General features: G+C 64.2%; 22 protein-coding genes. 15 read left to right on the top strand and 7 right to left on the bottom strand.

Annotation, left to right across the window (positions count from 1 at the left end):
- Positions 1–100 precede the first annotated feature (100 nt).
- The 3 genes from carA (at position 101) to VOI18_RS09825 (ending at position 3,681) form a co-directional block, all read left to right on the top strand.
- Positions 101–1,273, top strand: a complete 1,173-nt coding sequence (carA, locus tag VOI18_RS09835; protein ID WP_323762233.1) for a glutamine-hydrolyzing carbamoyl-phosphate synthase small subunit — start codon at positions 101–103, stop codon at positions 1,271–1,273.
- Positions 1,274–1,541: 268 nt separating this feature from the next.
- Positions 1,542–3,047 carry a peptide ABC transporter substrate-binding protein gene (locus VOI18_RS09830; RefSeq protein WP_323762232.1) on the top strand — a complete coding sequence of 502 codons (1,506 nt, stop codon included), beginning with the start codon at positions 1,542–1,544 and terminating at the stop codon, positions 3,045–3,047.
- The gene (locus VOI18_RS09825) at positions 3,040–3,681 is read left to right on the top strand and encodes a hypothetical protein (RefSeq protein WP_323762231.1); all 642 of its coding nucleotides are present in this window, start codon (positions 3,040–3,042) and stop codon (positions 3,679–3,681) included. The genes VOI18_RS09830 and VOI18_RS09825 overlap by 8 nt, the downstream gene beginning before the upstream one ends.
- Here VOI18_RS09825 and VOI18_RS09820 read toward each other — a convergent pair.
- Both VOI18_RS09820 and VOI18_RS09815 read right to left on the bottom strand, forming a co-directional pair.
- On the bottom strand, positions 3,678–3,914 hold the full coding sequence (locus tag VOI18_RS09820) for a helix-turn-helix transcriptional regulator (RefSeq protein WP_323762230.1): 237 nt from the start codon (positions 3,912–3,914) through the stop codon (positions 3,678–3,680). The two genes, VOI18_RS09825 and VOI18_RS09820, sit on opposite strands and share 4 nt — an antisense overlap.
- Positions 3,911–4,480 carry a DUF2975 domain-containing protein gene (locus VOI18_RS09815; RefSeq protein ID WP_323762229.1) on the bottom strand — a complete coding sequence of 190 codons (570 nt, stop codon included), beginning with the start codon at positions 4,478–4,480 and terminating at the stop codon, positions 3,911–3,913. Before VOI18_RS09815 ends, VOI18_RS09820 begins: the two co-directional genes overlap by 4 nt.
- Positions 4,481–4,926: 446 nt before the next feature.
- Here VOI18_RS09815 and carB point away from each other — a divergent pair, with 446 nt between their 5' ends.
- Entirely contained in the window at positions 4,927–8,184 is a 3,258-nt protein-coding gene (gene carB, locus VOI18_RS09810; protein WP_323762228.1) for a carbamoyl-phosphate synthase large subunit, read from the top strand.
- A 55-nt stretch (positions 8,185–8,239) separates the two neighbouring features.
- Entirely contained in the window at positions 8,240–8,713 is a 474-nt protein-coding gene (greA, locus tag VOI18_RS09805) for a transcription elongation factor GreA (RefSeq protein WP_323762227.1), read from the top strand.
- A gap of 378 nt (positions 8,714–9,091) precedes the next feature.
- Here the strand turns inward: greA and VOI18_RS09800 are convergent, their stop codons facing one another.
- The 3 genes from VOI18_RS09800 to VOI18_RS09790 all read right to left on the bottom strand — a co-directional run bounded on the left by VOI18_RS09800 (position 9,092) and on the right by VOI18_RS09790 (position 12,775).
- Positions 9,092–10,261, bottom strand: a complete 1,170-nt coding sequence (locus VOI18_RS09800) for a saccharopine dehydrogenase family protein (RefSeq protein ID WP_323762226.1) — start codon at positions 10,259–10,261, stop codon at positions 9,092–9,094.
- A gap of 169 nt (positions 10,262–10,430) precedes the next feature.
- Positions 10,431–12,386 (bottom strand): M23/M56 family metallopeptidase, encoded by a 1,956-nt coding sequence (locus VOI18_RS09795; protein WP_323762225.1) that lies wholly within the window; start codon positions 12,384–12,386, stop codon positions 10,431–10,433.
- Positions 12,383–12,775 (bottom strand): BlaI/MecI/CopY family transcriptional regulator, encoded by a 393-nt coding sequence (locus tag VOI18_RS09790; protein ID WP_323762224.1) that lies wholly within the window; start codon positions 12,773–12,775, stop codon positions 12,383–12,385. Before VOI18_RS09790 ends, VOI18_RS09795 begins: the two co-directional genes overlap by 4 nt.
- A gap of 150 nt (positions 12,776–12,925) precedes the next feature.
- On the opposite strand from VOI18_RS09790, the gene VOI18_RS09785 reads away from it, so the two are divergent.
- From VOI18_RS09785 to VOI18_RS09765, 5 genes are all read left to right on the top strand, one after another.
- On the top strand, positions 12,926–13,900 hold the full coding sequence (locus VOI18_RS09785) for a mitochondrial fission ELM1 family protein (protein ID WP_323762223.1): 975 nt from the start codon (positions 12,926–12,928) through the stop codon (positions 13,898–13,900).
- 41 nt (positions 13,901–13,941) lie between these two features.
- Complete coding sequence (locus VOI18_RS09780; protein WP_323762222.1) at positions 13,942–14,385, top strand: beta-lactamase hydrolase domain-containing protein; 444 nt, start codon at positions 13,942–13,944, stop codon at positions 14,383–14,385.
- A gap of 116 nt (positions 14,386–14,501) precedes the next feature.
- Complete coding sequence (gene trxB, locus VOI18_RS09775; protein WP_323762221.1) at positions 14,502–15,446, top strand: thioredoxin-disulfide reductase; 945 nt, start codon at positions 14,502–14,504, stop codon at positions 15,444–15,446.
- A 173-nt stretch (positions 15,447–15,619) separates the two neighbouring features.
- Positions 15,620–16,822 carry a DUF547 domain-containing protein gene (locus VOI18_RS09770; protein WP_323762220.1) on the top strand — a complete coding sequence of 401 codons (1,203 nt, stop codon included), beginning with the start codon at positions 15,620–15,622 and terminating at the stop codon, positions 16,820–16,822.
- A gap of 65 nt (positions 16,823–16,887) precedes the next feature.
- Positions 16,888–17,781: a LysR family transcriptional regulator gene (locus VOI18_RS09765; RefSeq protein WP_323762219.1), complete on the top strand. Its 894-nt coding sequence runs from the start codon at positions 16,888–16,890 to the stop codon at positions 17,779–17,781.
- Positions 17,782–18,216: 435 nt separating this feature from the next.
- On the opposite strand, the gene VOI18_RS09760 is transcribed toward VOI18_RS09765, so the two are convergent.
- On the bottom strand, positions 18,217–18,684 hold the full coding sequence (locus tag VOI18_RS09760; RefSeq protein WP_323762218.1) for a DNA starvation/stationary phase protection protein: 468 nt from the start codon (positions 18,682–18,684) through the stop codon (positions 18,217–18,219).
- A 118-nt stretch (positions 18,685–18,802) separates the two neighbouring features.
- Positions 18,803–20,008, bottom strand: a complete 1,206-nt coding sequence (locus tag VOI18_RS09755) for a pyridoxal phosphate-dependent aminotransferase (RefSeq protein WP_323762217.1) — start codon at positions 20,006–20,008, stop codon at positions 18,803–18,805.
- A gap of 293 nt (positions 20,009–20,301) precedes the next feature.
- Between VOI18_RS09755 and VOI18_RS09750 the strand changes: the two genes are divergently transcribed.
- The 5 genes from VOI18_RS09750 (at position 20,302) to VOI18_RS09730 (ending at position 25,449) form a co-directional block, all read left to right on the top strand.
- Positions 20,302–22,524, top strand: a complete 2,223-nt coding sequence (locus VOI18_RS09750; protein WP_323762216.1) for a marine proteobacterial sortase target protein — start codon at positions 20,302–20,304, stop codon at positions 22,522–22,524.
- The gene (locus tag VOI18_RS09745; RefSeq protein WP_323762215.1) at positions 22,521–23,114 is read left to right on the top strand and encodes a class GN sortase; all 594 of its coding nucleotides are present in this window, start codon (positions 22,521–22,523) and stop codon (positions 23,112–23,114) included. The genes VOI18_RS09750 and VOI18_RS09745 overlap by 4 nt, the downstream gene beginning before the upstream one ends.
- A 97-nt stretch (positions 23,115–23,211) precedes the next feature.
- Positions 23,212–23,982 carry a hypothetical protein gene (locus VOI18_RS09740; RefSeq protein ID WP_323762214.1) on the top strand — a complete coding sequence of 257 codons (771 nt, stop codon included), beginning with the start codon at positions 23,212–23,214 and terminating at the stop codon, positions 23,980–23,982.
- A gap of 32 nt (positions 23,983–24,014) precedes the next feature.
- On the top strand, positions 24,015–25,031 hold the full coding sequence (locus VOI18_RS09735; RefSeq protein ID WP_323762213.1) for a threonine aldolase family protein: 1,017 nt from the start codon (positions 24,015–24,017) through the stop codon (positions 25,029–25,031).
- Between the two features lie 73 nt (positions 25,032–25,104).
- Positions 25,105–25,449: a hypothetical protein gene (locus tag VOI18_RS09730; protein WP_323762212.1), complete on the top strand. Its 345-nt coding sequence runs from the start codon at positions 25,105–25,107 to the stop codon at positions 25,447–25,449.
- The last annotated feature ends 71 nt before the right edge of the window (positions 25,450–25,520 follow it).

The raw sequence follows: 25,520 nt of genomic DNA, 5'->3' as shown, positions 1-25,520 counted from the left end.
CCCGCGTTAGAGACTAGCAGAGCGCCCGTTTACCCGCCCCTCGCCGCCAACCGATTCCGGTCGGCTCCGACGCGCCCAGCCAGATGCTTGGAGACTAGCCATGACGTCCACGCCGACCCCCACACCGACCGGCGCGCTGGCTCTGGCCGATGGCAGCGTCTTTTTGGGCCATGGCACGGGCGCGACCGGCATCGCCCTGGGCGAAGTCTGCTTCAACACCGCGATGACCGGGCACCAGGAAATCCTGGCTGACCCGTCCTATGCCGGCCAGGTCGTCTGCTTCACCTTCCCCCATGTCGGCAATGTCGGCGCCAACGGGGAAGACGAGGAAGCCGCCTCGCCGCAGGCCCGCAAAGCGGCTGTCGGCATGATCGCCCGCGCCAGGATCACCCCGCCGGCCAGCTGGCGCGCCGATACAACTTTCGAGGAATGGCTGTGCACGCGCGGCATTGTGGCGCTGACCGGCATCGACACCCGCGCCCTGACCCGCAAGATCCGCGAAGGCGGCATGCAAATGTGCGCCATTGCCCATGACGCTGCCGGCAATATCGACATTGAGGCCCTCAAGGCCGCCGCCGCCGGCGCGCCGACCATGGAAGGCCGCGAACTGGCCGCCGACGTCGCCCGCACCGAGGGCGGCGATTGGACGGAAGGCAATTGGACGCTCGGCGAAGGCTATGCGGTCGGACCGGAAGACGGACCTCGCGTCGTGGTGCTCGATTATGGCGTGAAGGCCAATATCCTGCGCCTGCTGACCGGGGCCGGTGCCCGCGTCGCCGTGCTGCCCGGCAAGGCCTCGATCGATGACATCAAGGCGCTCAATCCCGATGGCGTCGTCGTCTCCAACGGCCCGGGCGATCCCGCCGAGACCGGCAAATACGCCCTGCCGACGATCAAGGCCGTCCTCGACGCCAATATCCCGACCCTGGGCATCTGCCTCGGCCACCAGATGCTGGCGCTCGCCATTGGTGCCAAGACCGCGAAAATGCCCCAGGGCCATCACGGCGCCAATCACCCGGTGAAAAACCACGAGACCGGCCAGGTCGAGATCGTATCGATGAATCACGGCTTCGCCGTCGACGGCACCACCCTGCCCGCCAATGCCGCAGAGACCCATGTCTCGCTCTTCGACGGTTCCAATTCCGGCTTCAAGCTGACCGACAAGCCCGTCTGGGCCGTCCAACACCACCCCGAAGCCAGCCCCGGCCCGCAGGACAGCTTCGGCGTTTTCGACCGGTTTGTCGGTGAGTTGAATGGGCGGGTTGAGGCTTAGGGGCAGGCGTCCATCAGTAACCGGCTGGCGCGACGCGCGAGATTGCCCATACACCTCTTGGCGGCATTCAGCCGTATCCGGATTGTCAGCTCAAGGGTGCAACCGCGAAGCGGCCGCTACGCGACCCTTGACCTGACAATCCGGATACGGCGCGCTGGCTGACAAGATGGTTATGGTCAGGCCTGCGCCGCGAGCGGCGCCGGGATCAAACAAGTTATCTCCCACTTTTTCTGGACAAGCCCGCCACAAATCACGCCATCATGGCGGCATGCTGAACCGACGCACCCTGCTCGCGGCCTCTGCTGCCACCTCACTCGCCGCCTGCGGCCGCTCCGGGCCTCCACCAGACCTCCTGCGCGTTGCCACCAGCGGTCTGCCCGACAGTCTCGATCCGGCGCGCGGTGAATTTGCGGCGGCGGCTCTGGTCTACAAGCAGATCCATGCCGGTCTGACGGAGTACGCACCGGATGGTTCGGTTGGGCCGGGCCTCGCCGAGAGCTGGTCGGTGGATGAGAGCGGCCTGGTCTGGACCTTCCGGCTGCGCGACGGGCTCACATGGTCGGACGGACATCCATTGACGGCTGAAGACGTGGCCTGGTCGGCCCGGCGCATTGTCGATCCGGCGCAGAGCTTCGCCGTGCTGGGCGATTTCTATGCGGTGGCCAATGCCCGGTCGATACATGCCGGGGAGATGGGGCCGGACCAGCTGGGCGTAAACGCGCTCGACGCCCGCACTGTGGAATTCCGACTCGACACACCGCTGGGCCTGCTGCCAACGCTGATGCGCGAATTCTACCCCTTCCCGCGCCATGTCATCGAACGCGTCGGCCTGGACTGGGTCCGCCCGGAGCATATCGTCACGTCTGGCGCCTACACCGTCACCGCCGAGAGCCAGATGAGCCTCGATCTGGTCCGAAATTCTCGCCATTTCGCTGCGGACCAGGTCGCCATCCCCGCCATCCGCATTGACGGTGTGCGCGAGGACGCCACTCGCATGCGCCTCTTCCGCGCCGGCGATTACGACCTCGCCGACCGGCCGCCAGCCAACCAGATCGACTATTGGCGCGAACGCTTGGGCGATCAGTTCCAAAGCTTCGACGCGCCGATCCTGCGATACCTGAAAGTCAATCATGCGCGCGTTCCGCTGGACGATGTGCGGGTTCGGCGCTTGCTGTCCCGGGCCATCGACCGGCAGTTTCTGGCGCATGAGTTTTACGCCGACACGGCGGCAGCCACCGAATTTGTCCTGCCCGGCGCGGTCGTAACACACTCCGAGTTGACCGCGCAGGCCGGCGGCGTCGGCCGTCCGCTCCAGATCCGCACCACAACCGGTGAAGGCGAACGTCTTGCCGTGGCGATTAGCGACGATTGGTCCCGTTTCGGCATCGAGACCGAGCTGCTGGTCAGCTATCCCACCGATCTCTACCAGGCCGTCGATGGCGGCGGTTTCGACATCGCCATCGCCAGCTTCAATCGCGGCCTGAAATCAGACCCGTTTTTCATGCTCGACCCGTTCGCACCGGACGGGTTCGCCGCCAATTTCAACTGGGATGACGAAACCTTCGCCAATCTGATGGTAGCGGCCAGACGGCAGAACGAGCCGCGAGCTCGCGGTCAGCTCTACCTGGCGGCCATGGAACGCATCCACGACCAGATGGCCATCATCCCCCTCCTCCACGAACGCGCCCACTGGCTGGTCGGGGAGCGGGTGGCCGGGACACGGGCCGACATCCAGCCAATGTTGTGGCGCGATCTGGAGCTGATCAATGACTGACCTCGCCCATGTGCTCAGATCGCGCTGGCACGTCCAGATGAAAGGGCTCGGCTGGAAGCCTGGCGACACGGAGATCGTCGGCATCCTGTCCGCCTACAGCGAACCCCATCGCCGCTATCATGGCCTGTCGCATCTGATCGATATCTTCGATCGGCTCGACGGCCTGCACGACACGCTGACCGAACCGGCGCGGGTGTGGATGGCGGCCTGGTATCACGACATCTTCTACGACACGCATCGAAGGGATAATGAAGCCAAGAGCGCTGACCGGGCGAGTGCGGAACTGCCCGGCCTCGGTGCCGATCCCGGCCTGGTAGGGCGGGTGGATACGTTGATCCGGGCCACCGCCAGCCATCAGGATGGCGGGCAGGACAATGATGACGCTCTGTTTCTTGACGTCGACTACTCCATCCTTGGCGCTCCAGAGGATGTCTATGACCGCTATGCCGGGGGCGTGCGGGAAGAATATGGCTGGGCACCCGGCCTGCTTTATCGACAGGGCCGGCGTGCCTTCCTCAAGGACGCGCAGGCGGCAGAACGCACTTTCCTGACGGATCAATTCGAAACGGAACTCGGCGACAAGGCCCGAGCCAACATGCGGCGCGAATTCCTGGCACTGGGCGGCAAGCTCTAGTCCGGCAGCCGCCTGAATTCGAACAACTCGCCCGGCTGGCAGTCCAGCGCGTCGCAGATGGCGATCAGGGTGGAAAAGCGGATGCCCTTGATCTTGCCGGTCTTGATCATCGACAGCGCCTGCTCGGACACGCCGATACGGTCGGCCAGCTCTTTCGAGCGGACCTTGCGTCGGGCCAGCAGCACGTCGAGATGGACAATGATTTCTCCGGGAGCAGCATCCGGCTCGCTCACAGGATCAGCTCCAGTTCCTCAGTGCGCTTGCGCCCCTCGGCGAGGATGAAGGCGATCAGGAAGTAGACCAGGGCTGCGCCGATAGACCCCAGATTGCCCGATCCCAGCGATATCTCCAGCGCATTGGGAATATTGGGATTGGCAACGGTGAGATAGACTCCCATCAGCGCATGCTCGACCGGGTCCCAAAGCGCGCCGACCAGGCTGGCCAGCGCAAACTGCCGGAAACCGGTCACAGCCGCGGCGGAAAAATAAGCGCCTCTGGCCGCTTCCCGGAAGAGGCTGCGCAAATGGTAGAAACCGTACAAGGTGATCAGCGCGCCGATGGAGGCGAGCCCGGCCGCGCCGAGCCGCACCGGCAAGATGAACCAGCTCAAATCGCCGCCGCCCAACCCGTCACCCGGCATCGGATTGGCCGCGAGGTCCGACGTCACCGGGAAGAGCCACATCCACCAGACCACAGGCAATTGCAGGATGGCCGCGAGGCTCACGCCCCAGACCAGAAATCGGCTGAGACGGCGGATATGGTGATCGGAGGGGCGCTCCGCAGCATCGATGGCAGACATGGCAACCTGACTATGAATTAAAGTTTAACTTGAATTTTTTCTGATATTAGTTGAATCAAGCAGTGTCGGCAATCGGACGCGTCACCGTGATCAACCCAACCCCCAGCCGTCGCGGAAACTGACGTCCAGCCCTCTTCGCTGCCCCACCCTCACGCCGGGTCAGCCGAAAGCGTGCTGTTTCGATTGCCGACACACGGCCTGGCGCGCGGGCGTCTTGGAACGATGAATTGTGAGCGGGTGAAGCTCGGTTGTTTCAATGGCTTGTCGCGAAATCACCAATTCGCACAGTTTACCCCTCGCCATGACGCCGATTCCGCGATAGGTACCCGCTTCAGCACCAAAACTGATCGCTTGCACGGCACTCCGTCCCCGGAAGGCCGCGACAAGCGCGCGCGCATGACTTGCACGCCGCGACAAGCACGAGACGGGAAAAGAAGGCCACGCCCATGCCCAAACGTACCGACATCCAGTCCATCCTGATCATCGGCGCCGGTCCCATCGTCATCGGACAGGCCTGTGAGTTCGACTATTCAGGGGTTCAGGCGGTCAAGGCGCTGAAGGCAGAGGGTTACCGGGTCATCCTGGTCAATTCCAACCCGGCCACCATCATGACCGACCCGGAACTGGCCGATGCCACCTATATCGAGCCGATCACGCCGGACATGGTCGCCAAGGTGATCGAAAAGGAACGCCCGGACGCGTTGCTGCCCACCATGGGCGGCCAGACGGCGCTGAACTGCGCCCTCGAACTGGACCGGCGTGGTGTGCTGGACCTGTTCGGCGTCGAGATGATCGGCGCCAAGGCCGACGTCATCGACAAGGCCGAAAACCGCGAGCGCTTCCGCGACGCGATGGACAAGATCGGGCTGGAAAGCCCGCGTTCGCGCACCGTCCACTCAATGGCCGAAGCCGAGGCGGTGATGAGCGAGATCGGCCTGCCAGCCATTATCCGCCCGTCTTTCACCCTGGGCGGCACCGGTGGCGGCATCGCCTACAATGTCGAAGAATACCGCCATATCTGCGGCACAGGCCTTGATGCCTCCCCGGTCGACGAAATCCTGGTCGAGGAATCGATTGTTGGCTGGAAAGAGTTCGAGATGGAGGTTGTCCGCGACAAGGCCGACAACTGCATCATCGTCTGCTCGATCGAGAATGTGGACCCGATGGGGGTCCATACGGGCGATTCGATTACCGTTGCCCCGGCTCTGACCCTGACCGACAAGGAATACCAGATCATGCGTTCGGCCTCGCTCGCCGTGCTGCGTGAGATCGGTGTCGAGACCGGCGGGTCGAATGTTCAATTCGCCGTTAATCCGGCTGACGGCCGGATGGTCGTCATCGAGATGAACCCGCGCGTATCGCGTTCCTCGGCCCTGGCGTCCAAGGCAACCGGTTTCCCGATCGCCAAGGTCGCCGCCAAGCTGGCCGTCGGCTACACGCTCGACGAGATCGCCAACGACATCACCGATGGTGCGACACCAGCCGCCTTCGAGCCGACGATCGACTATGTCGTCACCAAGATCCCGCGCTTTGCCTTCGAGAAATATCCGGGCGCCGAAGCCAAGCTGTCGACCTCGATGAAGTCGGTCGGCGAGGCCATGGCCATTGGCCGCACCTTCCAGGAGAGCATGCAGAAAGCCCTGCGCTCGATGGAAACCGGCCTGACAGGCTTTGACGAAATCGACATCCCCGGCGTTGATGACGCCGTCGATATCGATGCCCGCAAGCAAGCCGTCCGCGCAGCGCTTGCCCTGGCGACGCCGGACCGTCTGCGGGTCATTGCCCAGGCTTTCCGAGAGGGGCTCACGGTTGACGAGGTCGAACGCGCGTCACTCTACGAGCCCTGGTTCCTGCGCCAGATCGCTGAACTGATCACCACAGAGGATGACATCGCCACGCTGGGCCTGCCCGACACGGCCGACGCCTTCCGTGACATCAAGGCGATGGGCTTCTCGGATGCCCGCCTCGCCAAGCTGGTCAAGGTCGAGGAGGCGGACATCCGCAAGGCCCGCCGCGCCCTTGGCGTTCGCCCGGTGTTCAAACGTGTCGATACCTGCGCCGCCGAGTTTTTCGCCGCGACGCCCTATATGTATTCGACCTATGAGCTGCCGGCCTTTGGCGGCCAGACCGATTGCGAGAGCAATCCTACGGATGCGAAGAAAGCCATTATCCTGGGCGGCGGACCGAACCGCATCGGCCAGGGTATCGAGTTCGATTATTGCTGCTGTCACGCCGCCTTTGCCTTTGGCGAGATGGGCATCGAGTCCATCATGGTGAACTGCAATCCGGAAACCGTATCGACCGATTACGACACCGCCGACCGCCTTTATTTCGAGCCGCTGACCATCGAGGACACGCTCGAGCTGATCGAGACCGAACGCGAGAACGGCACGCTGCTGGGTGTTGTCGTCCAGTATGGCGGCCAGACGCCGCTCAAGCTGGCCGGAGAGCTGGAAGACGAGGGCGTACCGATCCTCGGCACCGCGCCGGATGCCATCGACCTGGCCGAAGACCGCAAACGTTTCAAGGACCTGCTCGACAATCTGGGTCTCAAACAGCCGCCCAACGCGATTGCCTCGACCGACGAGGAAGCCCGGGCGGCGGCAGAACAGCTTGGCTTCCCGCTGGTTCTGCGACCGTCCTACGTGCTGGGCGGCCGGGCCATGGAAATCATCCGCGAGATGGACAGTTTCGAGCGCTACATCCGTGAGGCCGTCAATGTGTCCGGCAAATCGCCGCTCCTGCTCGACCGCTATCTTACCGATGCCGACGAGATCGATGTCGACGCCATCTGTGACGGCACAGATGTCTGGGTCGCTGGCGTGATGCAGCATATCGAGGAAGCCGGCGTGCATTCCGGTGACAGCGCCTGCTCGCTGCCGCCCTACAACCTGTCCGACGAGATGATCGCCGAGCTGAAGGCCGAAACCGTCGCCATGGCCAAGGCGATTGGCGTGAAGGGCCTGATGAACGTCCAGTTCGCGGTCAAGAATGGCGAGATCTTTGTCCTCGAAGTCAATCCGCGCGCCTCGCGCACCGTGCCCTTCGTGGCCAAGGCCATCGGCCAGCCGGTCGCCAAGATCGCCGCCAAGGTGATGGCCGGCACACCGCTCAAGGAGTTCGGCCTGAAAGTGCCGGCGCCGAAACATATCTCGGTCAAGGAAGCGGTCATGCCGTGGTCGCGCTTTCCGGGCGTCGATCCGGTGCTGGGGCCGGAAATGCGCTCGACCGGAGAGGTCATGGGCATCGACACCACCTTCGAAGCCGCCTTTGCCAAGGCCGAGCTGGGGGCCGGCATCGCGCTGCCACGCAAGGGCGCCGTCTTCATCTCGCTGAAGGAAGGCGACAAGGCCGCGATGATCGAACCGGTCCGTGTCCTGAAAATGCTGGGCTTTACCATTCTTGCGACCGGCGGCACGGCCAGCACGTTCGAGAATGCAGGCATTCCGGTGACCCGGGTCAACAAGGTGTTTGAGGGCCGCCCGCACATTGTCGACGCCATGAAGAATGGCGAAGTGCAGTTGATCTTCAATACGACAGAGGGGCGCCAGTCACATCTGGACAGCTATTCCATCCGCCGCTCTGCCCTTGAAGCCCGCATCCCCTGTTACACCACCGCTTCGGCCGCGAGGGCGGCGATTGCATCGCTGCGTCGCATTGATGAGGGAGCGCTTGAACCCCAAGCGCTGCAGACCTACTCTTGATGGTCAATTAAGCGGAGGCTAGCCTGTCTCCTCTTTCCCGAAGATAAGTGGTCGCATGAACAAGATCCCGATGACCGTTGCCGGGCAGATCGCCCTCGACGAAGAGCTGAAACGTCTGAAAACCATCGAACGCCCGGCCGTGATCGCGGCGATTTCGGAGGCGCGCGAGCATGGCGATCTGTCTGAAAACGCTGAGTATCACGCGGCCAAGGAGCGCCAGGGCTGGATCGAAGGCCGGGTGCAGGAGCTCGAAGACAAGCTCGCCCGTGCCCAGGTGATCGACATCACCAAGATGTCCGGCGACACCGTCAAGTTCGGTGCCACCGTCACCGTGCTCGACGAGGATACCGAGCAGGAATCAACCTACCAGATCGTCGGCGAGGACGAATCGGATGTGAAATCCGGCAAGATTTCCATCTCCTCCCCCCTCTCCCGCTCCCTTATCAACAAGGAAGTCGGCGACGTCGCGGAAGTGAACGCGCCCGGCGGGCTGAAAAGCTATGAGATCATGTCGGTGAGCTGGGGCTAGGCCCACTCGTCCCACGCGATGACTTGCCAAACCGGCGCTCCGATGGGGTGCCGGTTTTGCGTTGTGGGGATGCCCGCAGGACTCCTGCCTCTCCACGGTCAGGACGAGCCGTCAATCGGTGCGCGCGAGCGGAGTTCCCCTTAATTCTCTTGCCGGGATTCCGCCTCAGAGGTTCAGTCGGGTCAAGGGTGAAACCGCGACGCGGCGCAAGCGCCCTTGACCCGACTGAACCTCTGAGGCCCGCTGGCTGGCATGGGATTTATGGCCCGGTTCGAGCGTTTCTCGACTGCCGACTTGGAGCCCGGCCTTGCTTGGCGCAGTACCAGGTCCCGTGTTCAATGACGAGTTCAAAGAGCCTCGCGTTTCAGACCGCGGAGCCTACTCCTCAATCGCAAACGTCAGTCCCGCATGCCTTTGCAGGCGCTCAATCAACGCCTCTCCCATCGCCGGTGCCGTCGTGTAAACACCGCCCGGCGTGGTGTCGCGGTCGACATCGAACGCCAGGCACAGGCCCGCTTCGGCGATCATGCGCGAGGTCGAGCCGTAGCCCGGATCGCGCTTGCCGGAGACGCTGGCGGTCATGCGGTCTCCGTCCTTGGTGAGGCCGGTGAACATCACATCGTAGAAGCCGGTCTCGCGCTCTTCTTTAGACGGTCCTTCACCCGGCTTGGGCGGGTTTTCCGACATCGACTTGTCGTTGGCGACCATCTTGGCGAAGCCTTCGCCCTGATCGCCCGGCCCGGTCAGGAACATTTCGTCATAGACGAAGTCCTCGCCATAGCGGTGACCCAGAAGGGCATTGGAGCGGTGGATATTCTTGGTGTTGATCGTGGCCATGACGAAGGGTGCGGCCCAGGAATTGAGGTCCTCCTCGAAGATCACCTTCGAGCCGCTTGGCTGCTTGGGGCCATCAAAACCGGGGACCAGTGAGAAGGGGTCGCGCAGCCAGTCGATGATCTCGGGCTGTTTGCCGGCCCGGACCATCGTCTCGGCAAAGCTCGCCGCGGTCCCGCCGGAAAAAGTTCCCCTCATCTTGCGGACGCGGCCTTTCACCCGACTGATCGGAGCACCCGTCTTGGCAATGGCGGCCTGTTGCAGGTGGTAGACGCCGAGATCAAACGGGATGGAATCAAACCCGCAGGACAGAACGATGCGGGCCCCGCTCTCGCGCGCCGCGGCATCATGATCGGCGATGATGTCGTGCATCCAGGCCGGCTCGCCGCACAAGTCGACATAGTCAGTCCCGGCGGAGATACAGGCCTTCACCAGCGGCTCGCCATAGAGCTGATACGGGCCGACGGTGGTGATGACGGCGCGGGCACGGGCCGCCAGCGCATCAAGCGAGGCCGCGTCGGCGCTGTCAGCCACGATCAGGGGCGTGTTCGCAGGAGCGCCGATCAAGTCGCGCACCTCGGCCAACTTCCGCTCTGACCGTCCGGCCATGGCCCAGGACACGGCGCCATGCTCTGCAGCGAGATACTCGGCCACCAGACGCCCGGTAAAGCCTGTTGCCCCGTATACGACGATATCGAATTCACGTTCTGCCATTTTCATCCCCGACCATTGAAAAACTGCTTGGAGGTCATTCATACGGGGATGATGGGCCGATCAGGGCCGTACCGGCAAGTTGAAAGCCCAGCTATCCCCGCCCCATGAAAAGAGCCGGCCCGTTGCCGGACCGGCTCCAATTTCCTCATACGCTTGCAGTGGCTTGAAGTCAGCGCAGGCCGGGCAGCCAGGTGGCTGGGTCAATCCGCTCACCATCATGGCGCAGTTCGACATGGACATGCGGACCGGTCGAGCGACCGGTGGATCCGACGCGGCCGATCTGCTCGCCGGCATCGACGAAATCACCGACCTCGACGTCAAACCCGTCCATGTGGGCGTAGACCGTCTGCCAGCCGGCACCGTGGTCGATGACCACCGTATTGCCCCACGCCTCGCTGCCATTCAGGCCCGCAGCCGCGTGGGTGACGGTGCCGGCCCCCGGTGCATGGATCGGCGTACCGGTCGGGGCGGCAATGTCTGTGCCCCGGTGATCACGGGGAATTCCGGCCGGCGCCGCGGGGCGATGCCCGTAGCGGCTGGAGATGCGGCCATCGGCGACGGTGTGGGTGAACGCTGGAGCCGTCGGCGCGGCAGCCGGCGTCGGGGCCGTCAGCTTGCGGCCGTCAGGCCGCGGCGCAGCGGCGGGTTCGGCCGCATCACGCACCGGGGCCGGCTCGCTCGCGGGAGCGGCAGGTGCAGGCTCTGCGGACGGAACAGCCTCTGCCGGATCGGCGGGCGGGGCCAACGGACGCAAGATGCCATCGTCAGTCTCCCACACCGAACCCGGCGCCGGATCGAAGCGGGCGACAGTGCCGTCCTCGTCGATGAAGGTATAGCCGCCTGTCCCGCCATCGCGGGAGGTGAAGATAACGGTCTCGCCCTCATCATCCTCCGGAATAAACATCACAGTCTCGTCGGCATCCAGGTCACGCGGATCGAAACGGAGCTCATTGCCCTCTTCGGTGCGGAAAACCCTGTGGCCGTACTCGCTGTCATGTCGGAACTCCCTCTCGACATCATGCTCGGCATGAATATTCTCGTCGAAGTGGAGCTCATGATCCGCGTCGATTTCGCCGTCCACATGCGGCGCCGCGTGGAAGCGGGCCACCCGATGGTCGGCCGGGGTGGACAGATCCACCGCCAACTGTGTGCGATCAGTGAGGGCGGCCTGGGCGCAGGCCACGGGCAGGATGGACACGCCGGTCAGCAGCACGGCCAGCAGGCGCGAGGACGACCGGGCCGAACGGCCGGACAGTATGGCTTTGATACGCATTTCTCGATGTCTCCTGTCATCGGGGCCGAAGGCCGACACCGGATGGGCCGGGCTTCGCATCATGGTGATAAGCGTCGCCGCATAGGGCTTGCGCTCAGCGCCCCCCAGCGCCTCCAGACTTTCTGCATCGCAGTCGATTTCGCGGGCCTCATGGAGTTCGCGTTCGATCCGGCGCAGCGGCCAGTGGAACCACAACACCGCCACCAGAGCCGCACCCAGCAAACGGTCCTGCTCATCGCCGCGCCGGAAATGAACCAGCTCATGGGTCAGGGCGTAACGGCTGGCGGTTGTGTCATCGAGAAGGTCCGGCGACGCCAGGATCACCGGCGACCACCCGGTCAGTAGCGGCGATGCCAGTCCGTCCCGCAGGCGAAAGTCGGGCGTTTCAACACCGACCCGCGAGGCCAGGACGGACAGGTAGTCCTGTGCGACATCCGGCGCCGGTCGGCTGCCTTTCAACAGGGCCGACCGCCGAAAGTGACGGAGGCCCGCGCAAGCCAGGGTGAACAGCAAGCCAAGGCCATAGAGCGCCACCAGAACCGGCAGCCACTCGAAAGCCATGAAAACTGTGAAGGGGTCAGATCCGGCGATGCCCGTAGCCGGGCCACCAAGCGTTGCCGGAAGGTCGGCGTCCGGAAGCGGCGCGTGCATCGGCGCGACACTTGTTTCGGGTATGGCATAGATCAGCGGAGCGAGGAGCAGTGGAGCCAGGGCGGCCCAGCGGGCCGCGCGCCAGAGCGCCGATCCGCCCCGACCGCGGCGGGTCTGCCAGCTCGCGAAGCACAAAGCGACAAGACCCGACAGGAGGGACAACGCTGCCCCGATCAGGATGGCGTCCAGCAAACCGTTCATTTCGGATCTCCCTCGCTGGCATCGCCGGACGTCTCCAGCAACCGGGTCAGCGCCTCGGCCTCCTGCTCGGAGAACAGGCGGCTGTTGGCAAAGGCGGTCGCCGGCATCGGGCCGTCCATGTCCAGCACATTGGCCGCGAAGTCGCGGATCAACCGTCCCATCAGGGTGACTTTTTCGACCTTGGCGCTGAACACGGACAGGCCGTGCACGTCCTGCCGCGCGACCAGACCCTTTTCCGTCATCCGCGCAAGCAGTGTCCGGGTGGTCGAATAGGACCAACCGGTCGAGCCGGCGATACGGTCCTGGACTTCCCGGGCGGCCTGGGGGCCGGCGGTCCACAGATGCTTCAGGATGGCCAATTCGGCCTGGGAGGGGGCGGTGGCGGTCATGCGATCACTCCGGTCCAGTTTTCGCGCGGCATGCCGGGCAGGCAGCGGCGACTGACGCTACAGATGTCACATTACGCTACACGCGTAACACGCCCTGTCAAGCGAGCCGCGTGCTTGACGGCTCCGGGCGTGCGGCTACTAACTGTGCCCATGTCTGATCCTGCACGCCATGACACGACGATCTGGGTCGTTTCCGACGGTCGCCGCGGCATAGAAAACCAGGCCCTCGGCCTGGCCGAGGCGGTCGGGCGCGAACTGAAAGTGCCGCACCGCATCGAGCGGATCACTGTTCGACAGGACGGGTTTGTGACGCTACCGGCCCACTCCCATCCCGATATCTGGATCGGGTGCGGGCGTGCCGCAGTGCCGTTTGCCGGCCGACACCGGCGCATTTTCCCGGACTGTAAATTTGTCTATGTGCAGGACCCGAGACATCGTCACGACGATTTCGACCTGATCGTCGCGCCGTCACACGACCGCCTGGTACGGTCCAACGCCCTGTCCATGACCGGCTCGCCCAATCGCGTGACACCGGAAGTCCTGGCGGCAGCGAACGCGCGCTTCCCGAAGCGCCTCGCAATGCTTCCCGGCCCGCGCGTGGCTGTGCTGATCGGAGGGAATTCCAAGCGCTTCAAGCTGGACAACGCCAGTGCCCGTTACCTTACCAGCCGCCTGGATGGCCTGCTCGCAGACGGTGCGTCCTTGATGGTCACGGTGTCCCGCCGGACCCCGGCCACCGTGCGGGCGACCCTGAGAGCGCATTTCGGGCAGCGTGAGCGGGTCTGGTATCATGATGGCGAGGGAGAGGGTGGCGGCGCCGGCGAGAACCCCTATTTCACCTTCCTGGCGGCGGCCGAGTGGATTTTCGTGACGGAAGAATCGACCAATATGCTGGTTGAGGCCAGCACGACCGGCGCGCCGGTCTATGTCCTGCCTCTGACCGGCACGCCGGGCAAGTTCGCCCTGCTTCATGCCGAACTGGAGGCCTGCGGCGCGGTTCGCCCCTATCTCGGTCGGCTGGATCGCTGGACCTACCCGCCACTTAACGAGACCCGACGCGCCGCCCGCGCTGTTCTCGACCAATTCCGGGGCCACCGTGGCCAATCGGACATCAAGGCCGCCTGATGCCGATATTCATCGCCTTTCTAAGCCTTTTGGGAGTGACCATGACCCTGCAGGACGACGCCTCGATTGTGGCCCGCCACGACCAGGTCTGGCTCGCCAGCCAGCCGGATGAAGCCGATCTGGATGCCTGGGCCGCCGCCGGTGCGCGTACCGTGATCAATTCTCGGACGCCGGAAGAAACCGCCGGCCTGCCCTTCGACCTGGCAGCCGCCGTTGAAGCGCGCGGCATGCGCTATGTGGACATGCCCATCGGCGGCGCCCACGGTGCCGATCCGTCATTGACGACGGCACTGGCGGACATTCTCGCGGCCCAGGACGGTCCCGTCGTCATGCATTGCCGGTCGGGCACCCGTTCGGCGCACTTGTATGCCGCCCATCTGATCGCCACCGAGGCGGCCGGCGAGGACCCGTTCGCGACCATGAACTGGCCAGGCGGTCGAGATGCCAACCTGGTGCGCGCCCTGCTGCCACCCGCCAACGAGTAGACCGGCGCAAAAGCCGGACTGCAACGCCGGGCAGGCAAAGTCCGAACGATTGCCTATATAGACCCCAATCACTCCCATGCCGGGGCACGCCCCCGAAACGACTTCGAGGTTCGACCATGTCCGAGACGCGCCACTCGCGCCTGATCATCATCGGCTCCGGCGCTGCCGGATACACCGCTGCCATCTATGCGGCCCGCGCCATGCTCGAGCCGACGCTGATCGCCGGTTTGCAGCCGGGCGGCCAGCTGACGATCACCACCGATGTCGAGAACTATCCCGGCTTCGCCGACGTGATCCAGGGCCCCTGGCTGATGGACCAGATGCGCGAGCAGGCTGAAAAGGTCGGCACCGACATGGTCGCCGACATCATTGTCGAGGCGGATCTGAACGCCCGCCCCTTCGTGCTCAAGGGTGACAGCGGCACGGTTTACACGGCTGACAGCGTCATCATCGCCACCGGTGCCCAGGCCAAATGGCTGGGCCTGGAGAGCGAGCAGAAATTCCAGGGCTTTGGCGTGTCGGCCTGTGCGACCTGTGACGGTTTCTTCTATCGCGGCAAGGAAGTCGTCGTGGTCGGCGGCGGCAACACCGCCGTCGAGGAAGCGCTCTTCCTGACCAATTTCGCCTCCAAGGTCACGCTGGTCCACCGCCGCGACAGCCTGCGGGCCGAGAAAGTGATGCAGGACCGCCTGTTCAAGCACGAGAAGATCGAAGTGGTGTGGGACAGTGAAGTCGAAGAAGTGCTCGGGGACAGTGATCCGGCCGGCGTGACCGCAGTCCGCGTGAAAAACGTCAAGACCGGCACGACCACTGACATCCCGGCCCACGGGTTTTTCGTGGCGATCGGGCATGCGCCGGCGACAGAGCTGTTCGTGGGACAGCTCGAGACCAAGGAGGGCGGTTATCTGGTGGTCGAGCCGGGAACGCCAAAAACCTCCATTCCCGGCGTGTTTGCCGCGGGCGACGTGACCGACGACATCTATCGTCAGGCTGTCACCGCGGCCGGCATGGGCTGCATGGCTGCCCTTGATGCCGAACGTTTCCTCGCGTCGCAGGAATAGGCCGGTCGTGGACGGTTCCGGGAGGCGCAATGTGGCGTCTCCGTCAGAGCATGCCGGACCGGCAACATGGAATTCATTTAACGCCAGTCCCCCTTGCCTTGGCGGCATGTCGGGCTAGATTCGCGCCGATAAAAGCGCAGTCGCGCATTCGTTCCGTGAGTGGAGACAAGCCCATGCGTCGTACATTCCTTGCCAGCATCGCCCTGATTGCCTTGGCTGCAGTGCCCGCAGGTGCGGCTCACGCCCAGACGCCGACAAACCTGTCCGTCTTCGCGCAGGCGAACGAAAATTCAAACCTGGTCATTGACCACGAGGGCTGGTCGGTGATCCTGCGCGGCATCGTGCTCAACGTTCCACCGATGGACCGGATGCCGGAGCGTGACCGTCCGGTGCTGACCGGCACCCGCATCAACACCGCGAACACCAGCCGCTACCGGCATGAAGGCAATCGCGTCGTCTATCACGTGCTCAACGATGAATACAGCGAAGCCATTACCTTCATGCGCGAAGATCTGGAGGCCCTGCCTGACCAGTTCGGTGGCCTTGCCCGGCTCAACCGCGACGAACAACTGGCCTACTGGTTCAACCTCTACAACGTCGCCATCATCGAACAGACCATGCTGAACTACCCGGTTCACTGGATCGACCGCATGGAGGCCCACGGAACCGATGAGAACGTGTTCGATGCCAAGATCCTGACCGTTGAGGGACAACGCCTCAGCCTCAACGACATCCGCCACGGCATTGTCTATGCCAATTGGGACGACCCTCGGGTCATGTACGGCTTTTTCAATGGCTCTGTGGGAAGCCCGGAGCTGCGTCGCTCCGCCTATACGGGAAATGCGGTGTGGCAGCAGCTGGATGGGACGGCCCGCGAATTCGTCAACTCCCTGCGCGGGGTCGAGGTCAACAATCGCGAGCTGCGAGTCTCGGAGGTCTATGATGAGGCGCGCGTTCTGTTCCCGGATTTCGACGCCGATCTCCGCTCCCATCTGCGCCAGTACGCCAACGAGGAAACCGCCGAGCAGATCGACGTTGATCGCCCTGTCTCCGCGCGGGTGTCGGACTGGCAGATCGCCGACATGATCAATGGCTCGCGCCGCTGTACAGGCGTCGCCGGCCCGTCCACCATGACATCATTCGCCTTTGGCAGCGGCCCACAATCCCAGCCGACCGGCGTGGTCGCCAATTGCGCGACCCTGCCGCCGAACGCGGCAATCCTGCTGACCGCGGTCCGCGAACGGCGGATCGAGCTGATCAATGAAGGCCGCTATGGCGAGGTCTTTACCACAGACCTGCCGACCATCGATCCGGACCTGCCGTCCGACCAAGCGTCCGACAATGCCCCTGACAGCGAAGGCGAGACCAACCGCTAGGCTCGCGCTTTGCCACTTTGTGTCTAGACTGCCCGCATTGATTCCAATCGGGGGAGATGCCGGGCATGGACTGGGACAAGCTGAAAACCTTTCACGCCGCGGCGCAGGCCGGGTCCCTGACCAAGGCCGCCGAGATGCTGGGTCTGTCGCAGTCCGCCGTCAGCCGCCAGATCGCCGCCTTGGAGGATGATCTCGGTGTGACATTGTTCCACCGGCACGCGCGCGGACTGATCCCGACCGAGCCAGGCAATCTGCTCTACGGTGCGGCCCACGAGATCGCCTCCAAGGTTGCCATCGCGGAAGCCCATGTGCATGACGCCCGCGACGAGCCGTCCGGCGAGTTGAAGGTGACCGCGCCGACCGCCCTCGGGGCAATCTGGCTGGCGCCGCGCCTGGCCGAGTTCAACAATGAGTATCCCAATATCCGCATCCGCCTGATGCTCGATGACCACGAACTCGACCTGGCCGGCCTGGAAGCGGAAGTCGGCATCCGGCCCTGGCCATCGACGCAGAATGATCTTGTCCAGCGCAAACTCCTGTCCGTACGCCAGCACCTTTATGCCAGCCACGACTATATCGAGCGCAAAGGGGCCCCAAGTGCGCCGACCGAGCTGGATGACCACGCGATCATCTATTATGGCCCGCCACAGCTGGCCCCCATCCCCGGCCTTGACTGGGCGGCAAAAGCCGGTCGCGCGGACGGCGCCGCACCCCGCCCGGCAGTGATCGAGGTCAATACCATTTATGGCGTGATGAAAGCCGTCGAGGCCGGCATGGGAATCGCCGCACTGCCCGACTATGTGGCCCGGGAGAACAAGAACCTGGTCCGCGTGCTGCCCGACCTCGACGGACCCGATTTCGAGGTGTTCTTCGTCTATCCCAGCGAACTGCGCGGCTCACGACGCATTGTCGCCTTCCGGGATTTTCTGATCGAGCAGGCGCGCCGCTGGCAGAGCTAGCCACATTTTCGCCCGGCTGGCACCGGAAAATCAGTCACTTGTGAGTGGGCCAGCTTGCCTATCCGGCATTGCATGGCAACTTTGTGTCAAATCTCGATTTTTGCATATCAGACATGACGCGATGGCGCTTCCGCTCGCGGCAACAATCACACATATACCCACCCGACGCGGCGATCACGCCGCTCCTCAGATTTCCCCTTTCTGAGTTTTGTGCGCCCCTCCTCCCCATTTGGGCGCGCAAGATCGCGCCGGGTCCCTCTCCTCCCCTTTCGGACCCGGCGCCATATCCTTCGGGCTCCCCGGCCCGCACAACCATCACTGCCCCGGCTCTTGGAGTCGGGGCATTTTTTTGTCCGGACCAACTGCACGTCCGGGCATGAAAAAGCCCCGACACCTGGGGTGCCGGGGCGTTCATCACATACCTCGCCGGGACAATCAGCCGATCGTCGAGCGAAGCATCCATGCGGACTTTTCGTGCTCGGTCAGACGCGGCGTCAGGATGTCGGCCGTAGCTTCGTCGCCATGCTCCGACGCGAGGGTCAGGGCCTTGCGGATGGTCGCGACCACGGTCTCGTGCCCTTTCAGGAGATCACGCAGCATGTCATTGGCCTCGGTAGCGTCTCCGCCCGACTTGATTGACGCTGCGTCGGTCATCTCGCCGTAGGAGCGAGGAGCGACGACGTCGAGGGCTCGTATCCGCTCTGCGATGACATCGGTCGCCATCCACAATTCATTATACTGAGTCTCGAAAAGGGCGTGCAGGTCATGGAAGCGCGGGCCGGTGACGTTCCAGTGGTAGACATGCGTCTTGAAATAGAGCGCATAGGTGTCCGCCAGGACGGCCGTCACCGCGTTGGCCATGGCTTCACGCTGCGTGTCGGTCAGTCCCATATTGATACCCATGTCGTTCTCCTTGATTGCCTTGCTGGCGGAATTTCCGCTGCGTTGACCCCTATGTAGGGTGCGGGACTCTATAATTCAAATCAGGATTTATTGGGTCTCGTATCAATATAATCTATAGCTAACGGAGTGAGGCGCAAAACCTCTGGATCCGCTTTCCGGCCTCGGCGAGGGCTTCATCCGATGTGGCGTAGGAGATGCGAAAACCGGGCTCCAGTCCGAACGCAATGCCAGGCACGGCAGCCACCGCTTCGGACCCGAGCAAGGCCGCGCAGAAATCCGTATCATTGTTGATCACGGTCCCATCCGGGGTTCTCTTGCCGATCGTGCCAGAGCAATCGGCAAACACATAAAAGGCGCCTTCCGGTGTCGGCGCGACCAGCCCGTCCGACCCGTTGATGGCTTCCAGCACCTTGTCGCGGCGCCGCAGGAACGCCGCGTTGCGAGCTTCCAGGAATGAATGATCGCCATTGAGCGCTTCAACCGCCGCCGCCTGGGAGATCGAACACGGGTTGGAGGTGGTCTGGGAGGCAACCTTGCCCATCTCCTTGATCAGCGCCGCCGGTCCACCGGCATAACCGATCCGCCAGCCGGTCATGGAATAGGCCTTCGATACCCCGTTCATCGTCAGGGTCCGGTCATAGAGCTTCGGCTCGACCTCGGCGATGGTCGCGAACTCAAACCCCGGATAGACGATGTGCTCATACATGTCGTCCGTCATCACCCAGACATGCGGATGGTCCAGCAGCACGTCCGCGAGGGCGCGCAGCTCGTCGCGGGTATAGCCCATGCCGGTCGGGTTGGACGGCGAATTGAGGATCAGCCAGCGGGTGCTCGGTGTGATCGCGGCGGCGAGCTGGTCCGGGCTGATCTTGAAACGGTGCTCGATCCCGGCCTTGACCACGACCGGTGTCCCGCCGACCAGGCGGACCATCTCCGGATAACTCACCCAGTAGGGCGCCGGGATGATGACTTCGTCACCGGTATTCAGACTGGCCAGCAGCGCATTGTAGATGACGGGCTTGCCGCCGGTGGAGACGTGGATCTGGTTGGCGACATAATCGAGGCCGTTGTCGCGCCGGAACTTCTTGATGATCGCGTTCTTGAGTGCCGGCGTGCCATCGACATTGGTGTACTTCGTCTCACCGCGGTGAATGGCAGCAATCGCCGCCTCTTTGATGTGGTCAGGTGTGTCGAAATCCGGTTCACCGGCACCGAGCGAGATCACGTCAATCCCCTTGGCCTTGAGTTCGCGCGCCTTCTGGGTGACGGCAAGCGTGGCGGAGGGTTTGACGCGCTGGAGCGCGGCGGACGGCGTGAAGGTCATGATGATGTCCCGGTGAAGGTCGACTGGAAGGCAAAAGCCTAGTCCCGCTCGCCCGGCCCGCCAATCCCCCAGCCGTGCAAGATCGCCATGCCAAGGCAGCGAATATGCATGGCTCGCCATCATGTCGACCCCGGGCGACCGCCCTGACATGGCCCCAATTTTCCCCGCAATCGCCGCATTACCGCCCTGTCCCAATCGCGATCGGGGCACAGCGTGACCGTGGACAGGGAAGCCGGTCGCCCCGCACGCACCCTCGCAACGCGAGGCGACCGGCACATGACGGGGAGGTTCGCATGGCGGCCGCACACACGCATCATCCGGCAGGCTCACAGGCCTGGTTCGCGCTCACACTCGCCATCGCGGTGCTCGCCGCCTCGGCGCTGCTCTGGTCGGACGCGCGAGCGGATGTGCCCGACCCGGTCGAGATCGGTGAAAGTGACATGGTCCGCCTGTCCGAGATCAATGAGGGCGCCCTCCTCATCAAGACCATACAGCCCGGCCGCTACATTCCCGCACCGATGGTGGCGACCGATATCAGTTTCGACATCTCCGGACCGGTCGTGCGCGCCACCATTACCCAGCGTTTCGAGAACCCGACCGACGCCTGGGTCGAAGCCACCTATGTGTTTCCGATGCCGGAAGACAGCGGTGTCGACCGGCTGCGCATGCAAGTCGGCGACCGCTTCATCGAAGGCGAAATCCAGGAACGCCAGGCCGCCCGCCGGACGTATGAGGCCGCCCGTGCCAACGGCCAGCGCGCCAGCCTGGTCGAGCAGGAGCGACCCAACATGTTCACTACCTCGGTCGCCAATATCGGGCCGGGCGAGACCATCATCGTCCAGTTCGAGTATCAGGACGTGGCGCGATTTTCCGACGGTCGCTACCGGCTGACCCAGCCACTCGGTCTGACCCCGCGCTATATTCCGGACGGTGACGGATTACAGATGGTGTCGACCAACAGCCCCGCTGTGTCCGACGCGTCCCGCATTACCCCGCCTGTCATGCCATCCTCGGCCGAACCGCGCGACCGGCTGCGCCTGCCCGTCACGATCACCGCCCGCCTCGACGCCGGCTTTGCGCTGGGCGATATCGCCAGCCTCTACCATGCCACCCTGGTCGAACGACAAACCGATGGTTCCGCCCGCATCACCCTTGCCGACGGCCCGATACCGGCCAATCACGATTTTGTCCTGACCTGGCGCCCGGCCAACCCGACGGCCGCCAGCGCCGCCCTTTTTGTCGAAGAGTGGCAGGGCGAGACCTATTTGCTGGCCCAGGTCCTGCCGCCAGCGGAGCTGGGAAACGACACGCCGCGGCGAGCTCGCGAGACCATTTTCGTGATCGACAATTCCGGGTCGATGGGCGGCGCCTCCATGCGCCAGGCCCGCGCCGCGCTGATCACGGCCCTGCAACGCCTGGAGCCAGGCGACCGCTTCAATGTCATCCGCTTTGACAACACGATGGAGCAGGTCTTCCCGCAGGCGGTTGATGCCACCCGGGGCAATGTCGCCATCGCCCTCGCCTTTGCCCGCAGGCTGGAGGCGCAAGGCGGCACGGTCATGCTGCCGGCCCTCAACGCGGCCCTGCACGATGCCAGCCCCGATGATGACAGCCGCGTCCGCCAGATCGTCTTCCTGACCGACGGCGCGATCGGCAATGAAGCAGAACTTTTCGCCGCCATCGAGGCCGGGCTCGGTCGCTCACGCCTGTTCCCGGTCGGAATCGGATCGGCACCGAACGGCTATTTCATGAGCCGCGCCGCCCGTCTCGGCCGTGGCACCGCCACGCAAATCGGACAGGTCAGCGAAGTCGAGGCGCGCATGGCCGAACTGTTCACCGCGCTGGAACGCCCGGTCATGACCGATCTGGACGCGCTGTTCCCGGACGGATCGCTGAGCGAGATCTGGCCGGCGCCGCTGCCCGACCTCTATCATGGGGAACCGGTCACGCTGACCGCCCGCCTGGCCGGCCGCGACGGATACATGGTCATCGAAGGTCAAACCGCCGACGCGCCGTGGCGCCAGACCCTTTCACTGGCAGACGCCCGGGACGGCCACGGAATCGCCACCCTGTTCGGTCGCAATCGCATTCGCGCCCTCGAGGAGACCCGCTTCCAGGATGTCCCCGCCAACCGCATCGACGCGGCCGTTCTGGAAACCGCCCTCGCCTTCAGCCTGGTGTCCCGACTGACAAGCCTGGTCGCGGTTGATGTGACTCCGGCCCGACCGGATGAGACTGCGTTGGCGAGCCGTGAGGTCCCTGCGATGGTGCCGGACGGCTGGAACCTGAACGCCGTCGAACGCGAGCATGCGCCCGCGGTCCGCCACGCCTCCGCCGATGCCCGACTGTTCGCCGCACGGCCTGCGCCAATGACCGATGGAACCGCCGCTGGCAGCGCCGGACTGGCCCTGCCCGCCACGGCAACGCCGCGCGAAATCTTCCTGATCCTGGGCGGCCTGATGATGGTCCTCGCCCTGATCTGGCTGATCACCCGGCGCGAGGAGCGCTTGTGGTGATCCGCTTTGCCGCCTTCCGCTTTCCTCCCTCCCGCCTTGTGGCCCTCGGCCTGTTGGCGACCGGTCTCACTGTCTTTGCGCAGGGGACCTGGCTGGGGGTGAAGGCTGATATTGCGCAGGTTCTGCTTGCACAGGCCTGGACCCGCGCAATCGACGGAGAGTCCGCGTCCACACCATGGCCCTGGGCCGATTTTCGGCCCGTGGCGCGACTCTCCGTCCCGTCTCTTGGCGAACACGCGATCGTCCTGTCCGATGGCGGCGGCGAGGCCCTCGCCTTCGGACCGGCCCTGCTCTACGCGGCCGCCCGGCCCGGCGAGGCCGGGGTCAGCGTCATCGCCGCCCATCGTGACACCCATTTTGCCTTCCTCGAACGGCTGACCCCTGGTGACATCGTGATTGTAGAGCGGGCTGAAGGTGCTCCCCTTCACTATCGTGTCACCACCACCGAAGTCGTTGACGCCGCTCGCTCCGGCATCGAACCAGCGATCGGCCCGTCCCGTCTGGCTCTGGTCACCTGCTGGCCGTTCGGCAGCCTGCTACCCGGTCCGGACCGCTATGTTGTCTGGGCCGAACCGGTGACCACGCTCTGAACAGTTCACCCGCGCCATCTCTCTGGCATCCGGCGACGCACTGGTCTAAGCAGGTCGGGTGACGGCGGGGGCCGAGCGAGAGGATGAACCGGGCGTGGTGTTGTTAACGCCCCTTTCCGATGCCTTGCGCCGCCGTCTGACGGCCGGTGCGCTTGCGCTTGCCGCAAACTTCCTGATCATCATCGGCCTGCTTTTCGCGCCCCGTCCAGAACCGGAGCGTCCCGAACCGCAGAGTCCCGAGGTGACAGTCGTGGACCTCGTCTTCGTATCGCTGCCGGACCCGATCGCCGAGCCACAAATCGAGCCCGAGCCCGAACCTGTGCCGCAGGCCGAACCCGAGATCGCGCCGGAAACCATCCCGGAGACCGAGCCGGACACCGTCGCCGAGACACCTGCCGAGATCGTCACGGCACCCGAAGCTGTCGCAGAGGCAAGCGCGCCGACCACGGCCGCCCCCGCGATCGAGGCTCCCAATATCCTCAGCGACGTCAATCCGTTCAATGACGACCGCCAGGCGATCCCCTTCCCTGACAGCGGCAGCAATACGGAGTTCGCCCTGCGTTCGGTGTTCTGCCAGTCGACCTCGACCGCCAACCGGGTTGCGGTCGCATGCCCGCTGTCCGACGGCAATGACGATCTGCCGATGCTGCAATTTACCAGCGAGGAAAACCGGGAACGGGCCAGCGCGGCGATGATCAACCTGACGGCGGACCAGATCCGCGCCCTGTTCGACGACAATCCCTATCCCGGGCGGGATCTGCGCGGACAGCCGACGATGGCCGATGCCAGCGCTCGCCCGACTTCGTCGGCTGACCAGATGCGCGACACCCTGCCGCCATTGGTTCCCGACCCCGCCTTCCGCGATTGACGTCAGCCGCCACGGTCTGTCCATTGCGACTCATGAATTTTCTCTCTGACACCACCGCCCCCGCCCATCCGGCCCTGATCGACGCGATTGCCGCGGCCAATCGCGATTTTGCCGCGTCCTATGGGGCCGATCCCCTGTCGGCCCAGGTCGAAACGCGCCTGAAAGACATATTCGAGACCGACCTGAAAGTGCTGTTCGCGGTCTCCGGGACGGCGTCGAATGCATTGGCGCTGTCGGTGCTGTGCCCGCCGCATGGCGCAATCCTGTGTCATGACGAGGCGCACATACACCGTGACGAGCGCGGCGCGCCGGAATTCTTCACCGGCGGCGGCAAGCTGATTCCGCTGCCCGGCGACCATGCGAAAATCGGGATGAACGGACTTGAACGGGCGCTGGCGGAAATCCCCGAAGGGTTTGTCCATACCAGCCCGGTTCGTGTGCTGTCCCTGTCCAATCTGAGCGAGAGCGGCACCGCCTACACGCCGGCTGAAGTCGCAGACCGCGCCCGCCGGGTGAAGGAACGGCCCGCCTGCGTTCACATGGATGGTGCCCGTTTTGCCAATGCCCTTGTCACGCTGGGCTGCAGCCCGGCCGAACTGACCTGGAAGGCCGGGGTCGATGCGCTGTGCTTTGGCGCCACCAAGAATGGCGCCCTGGGCGCTGAGGCGGTGATCCTCTTCCCGTCGGTCATGGATCGCTTCGAAGAACTTCAGGCCCGCCAGAAACGCGCCGGTCACATGGCCCCCAAGATGCGATTCATGGCGGCCCAGTTCGAGGCCTGGCTCAAGGATGATCTCTGGCTTGATCTCGCGCGAAGCGCCAATGCACGCGCGCGCGCGTTGGCGGATGGCTTTGCCGCCAGGGACGGGGCGGACGTGCTGCACCCGGTCGATGGCAACGAGATCTTCGTCCGGCTGACCGAGACGCGCGCCGCACAACTGCGCGACGCCGGCGCCCGGTTCTACCAATGGCCGGACGGGTCGGCGCGCTTTGTGACGAGTTGGTGCACGACCGAGGCCGAGATCAGCGCCGCGCTTGCCGCCCTCTGAACGGGTCACGAATTGCAGCTTGAAGCGGCAGAACAAAACAAGTACACTTCATGCGTGTAGCGTGGAGAGCCACATGCAGAGCGAATGGGGAATCCTTTATCACCTCGAAGATATCCGCTTTGATTCCTATGGGCGGGTGCTGGTCGGGGATACGGCGGCGGCTCAACGCATGCAGGGCTTGCTGGACCAGGCCGATGCGATTGCCTGCCGCTCCGGATGCGGCGCCCCGCTGAGCTGCGACACCGCCCTGATCCTGCGCGAGGAGTTGACCCATCTCGGCCCTGACCTGCTGGTCAACAATGCCGACTTTTCGACCATCATCCGCAAACGCAAGGCGGTCGGTGCGGATGAGGCCGTGATTGTGTATTCGGTCTATCGCCGGGTTGAGGTCGAGCAAGCGGCGCTTGAGGGCCGTTGACGGCGCGCGACGCGCCAGCCAGCCTGCCCGGCTTCAGACGATCTTAGCGCCGGACATGCCAGACTTCGGCG

It is taken from the genome of Maricaulis sp. (genome assembly GCF_034670125.1).
Lineage (GTDB): Bacteria > Pseudomonadota > Alphaproteobacteria > Caulobacterales > Maricaulaceae > Maricaulis.
This window is presented reverse-complemented; position numbering and strand designations above follow the sequence as displayed.

Excerpts from the sequence above, each read along its gene's own strand:
- VOI18_RS09785 (WP_323762223.1), top strand. The coding sequence starts at position 12,926 with ATGTCTGATCCTGCACGCCATGACACGACGATCTGGGTCGTTTCCGAC.
- VOI18_RS09825 (WP_323762231.1), top strand. The coding sequence starts at position 3,040 with ATGACTGACCTCGCCCATGTGCTCAGATCGCGCTGGCACGTCCAGATG.
- VOI18_RS09730 (WP_323762212.1), top strand. The coding sequence starts at position 25,105 with ATGCAGAGCGAATGGGGAATCCTTTATCACCTCGAAGATATCCGCTTT.
- VOI18_RS09800 (WP_323762226.1), bottom strand. The coding sequence starts at position 10,261 with ATGGCAGAACGTGAATTCGATATCGTCGTATACGGGGCAACAGGCTTT.
- VOI18_RS09760 (WP_323762218.1), bottom strand. The coding sequence starts at position 18,684 with ATGGGTATCAATATGGGACTGACCGACACGCAGCGTGAAGCCATGGCC.
- VOI18_RS09750 (WP_323762216.1), top strand. The coding sequence starts at position 20,302 with ATGGCGGCCGCACACACGCATCATCCGGCAGGCTCACAGGCCTGGTTC.
- carA (WP_323762233.1), top strand. The coding sequence starts at position 101 with ATGACGTCCACGCCGACCCCCACACCGACCGGCGCGCTGGCTCTGGCC.
- VOI18_RS09770 (WP_323762220.1), top strand. The coding sequence starts at position 15,620 with ATGCGTCGTACATTCCTTGCCAGCATCGCCCTGATTGCCTTGGCTGCA.
- VOI18_RS09790 (WP_323762224.1), bottom strand. The coding sequence starts at position 12,775 with ATGACCGCCACCGCCCCCTCCCAGGCCGAATTGGCCATCCTGAAGCAT.
- VOI18_RS09795 (WP_323762225.1), bottom strand. The coding sequence starts at position 12,386 with ATGAACGGTTTGCTGGACGCCATCCTGATCGGGGCAGCGTTGTCCCTC.
- VOI18_RS09815 (WP_323762229.1), bottom strand. The coding sequence starts at position 4,480 with ATGTCTGCCATCGATGCTGCGGAGCGCCCCTCCGATCACCATATCCGC.
- greA (WP_323762227.1), top strand. The coding sequence starts at position 8,240 with ATGAACAAGATCCCGATGACCGTTGCCGGGCAGATCGCCCTCGACGAA.
- VOI18_RS09830 (WP_323762232.1), top strand. The coding sequence starts at position 1,542 with ATGCTGAACCGACGCACCCTGCTCGCGGCCTCTGCTGCCACCTCACTC.
- VOI18_RS09765 (WP_323762219.1), top strand. The coding sequence starts at position 16,888 with ATGGACTGGGACAAGCTGAAAACCTTTCACGCCGCGGCGCAGGCCGGG.
- trxB (WP_323762221.1), top strand. The coding sequence starts at position 14,502 with ATGTCCGAGACGCGCCACTCGCGCCTGATCATCATCGGCTCCGGCGCT.
- carB (WP_323762228.1), top strand. The coding sequence starts at position 4,927 with ATGCCCAAACGTACCGACATCCAGTCCATCCTGATCATCGGCGCCGGT.
- VOI18_RS09735 (WP_323762213.1), top strand. The coding sequence starts at position 24,015 with ATGAATTTTCTCTCTGACACCACCGCCCCCGCCCATCCGGCCCTGATC.
- VOI18_RS09755 (WP_323762217.1), bottom strand. The coding sequence starts at position 20,008 with ATGACCTTCACGCCGTCCGCCGCGCTCCAGCGCGTCAAACCCTCCGCC.
- VOI18_RS09780 (WP_323762222.1), top strand. The coding sequence starts at position 13,942 with ATGACCCTGCAGGACGACGCCTCGATTGTGGCCCGCCACGACCAGGTC.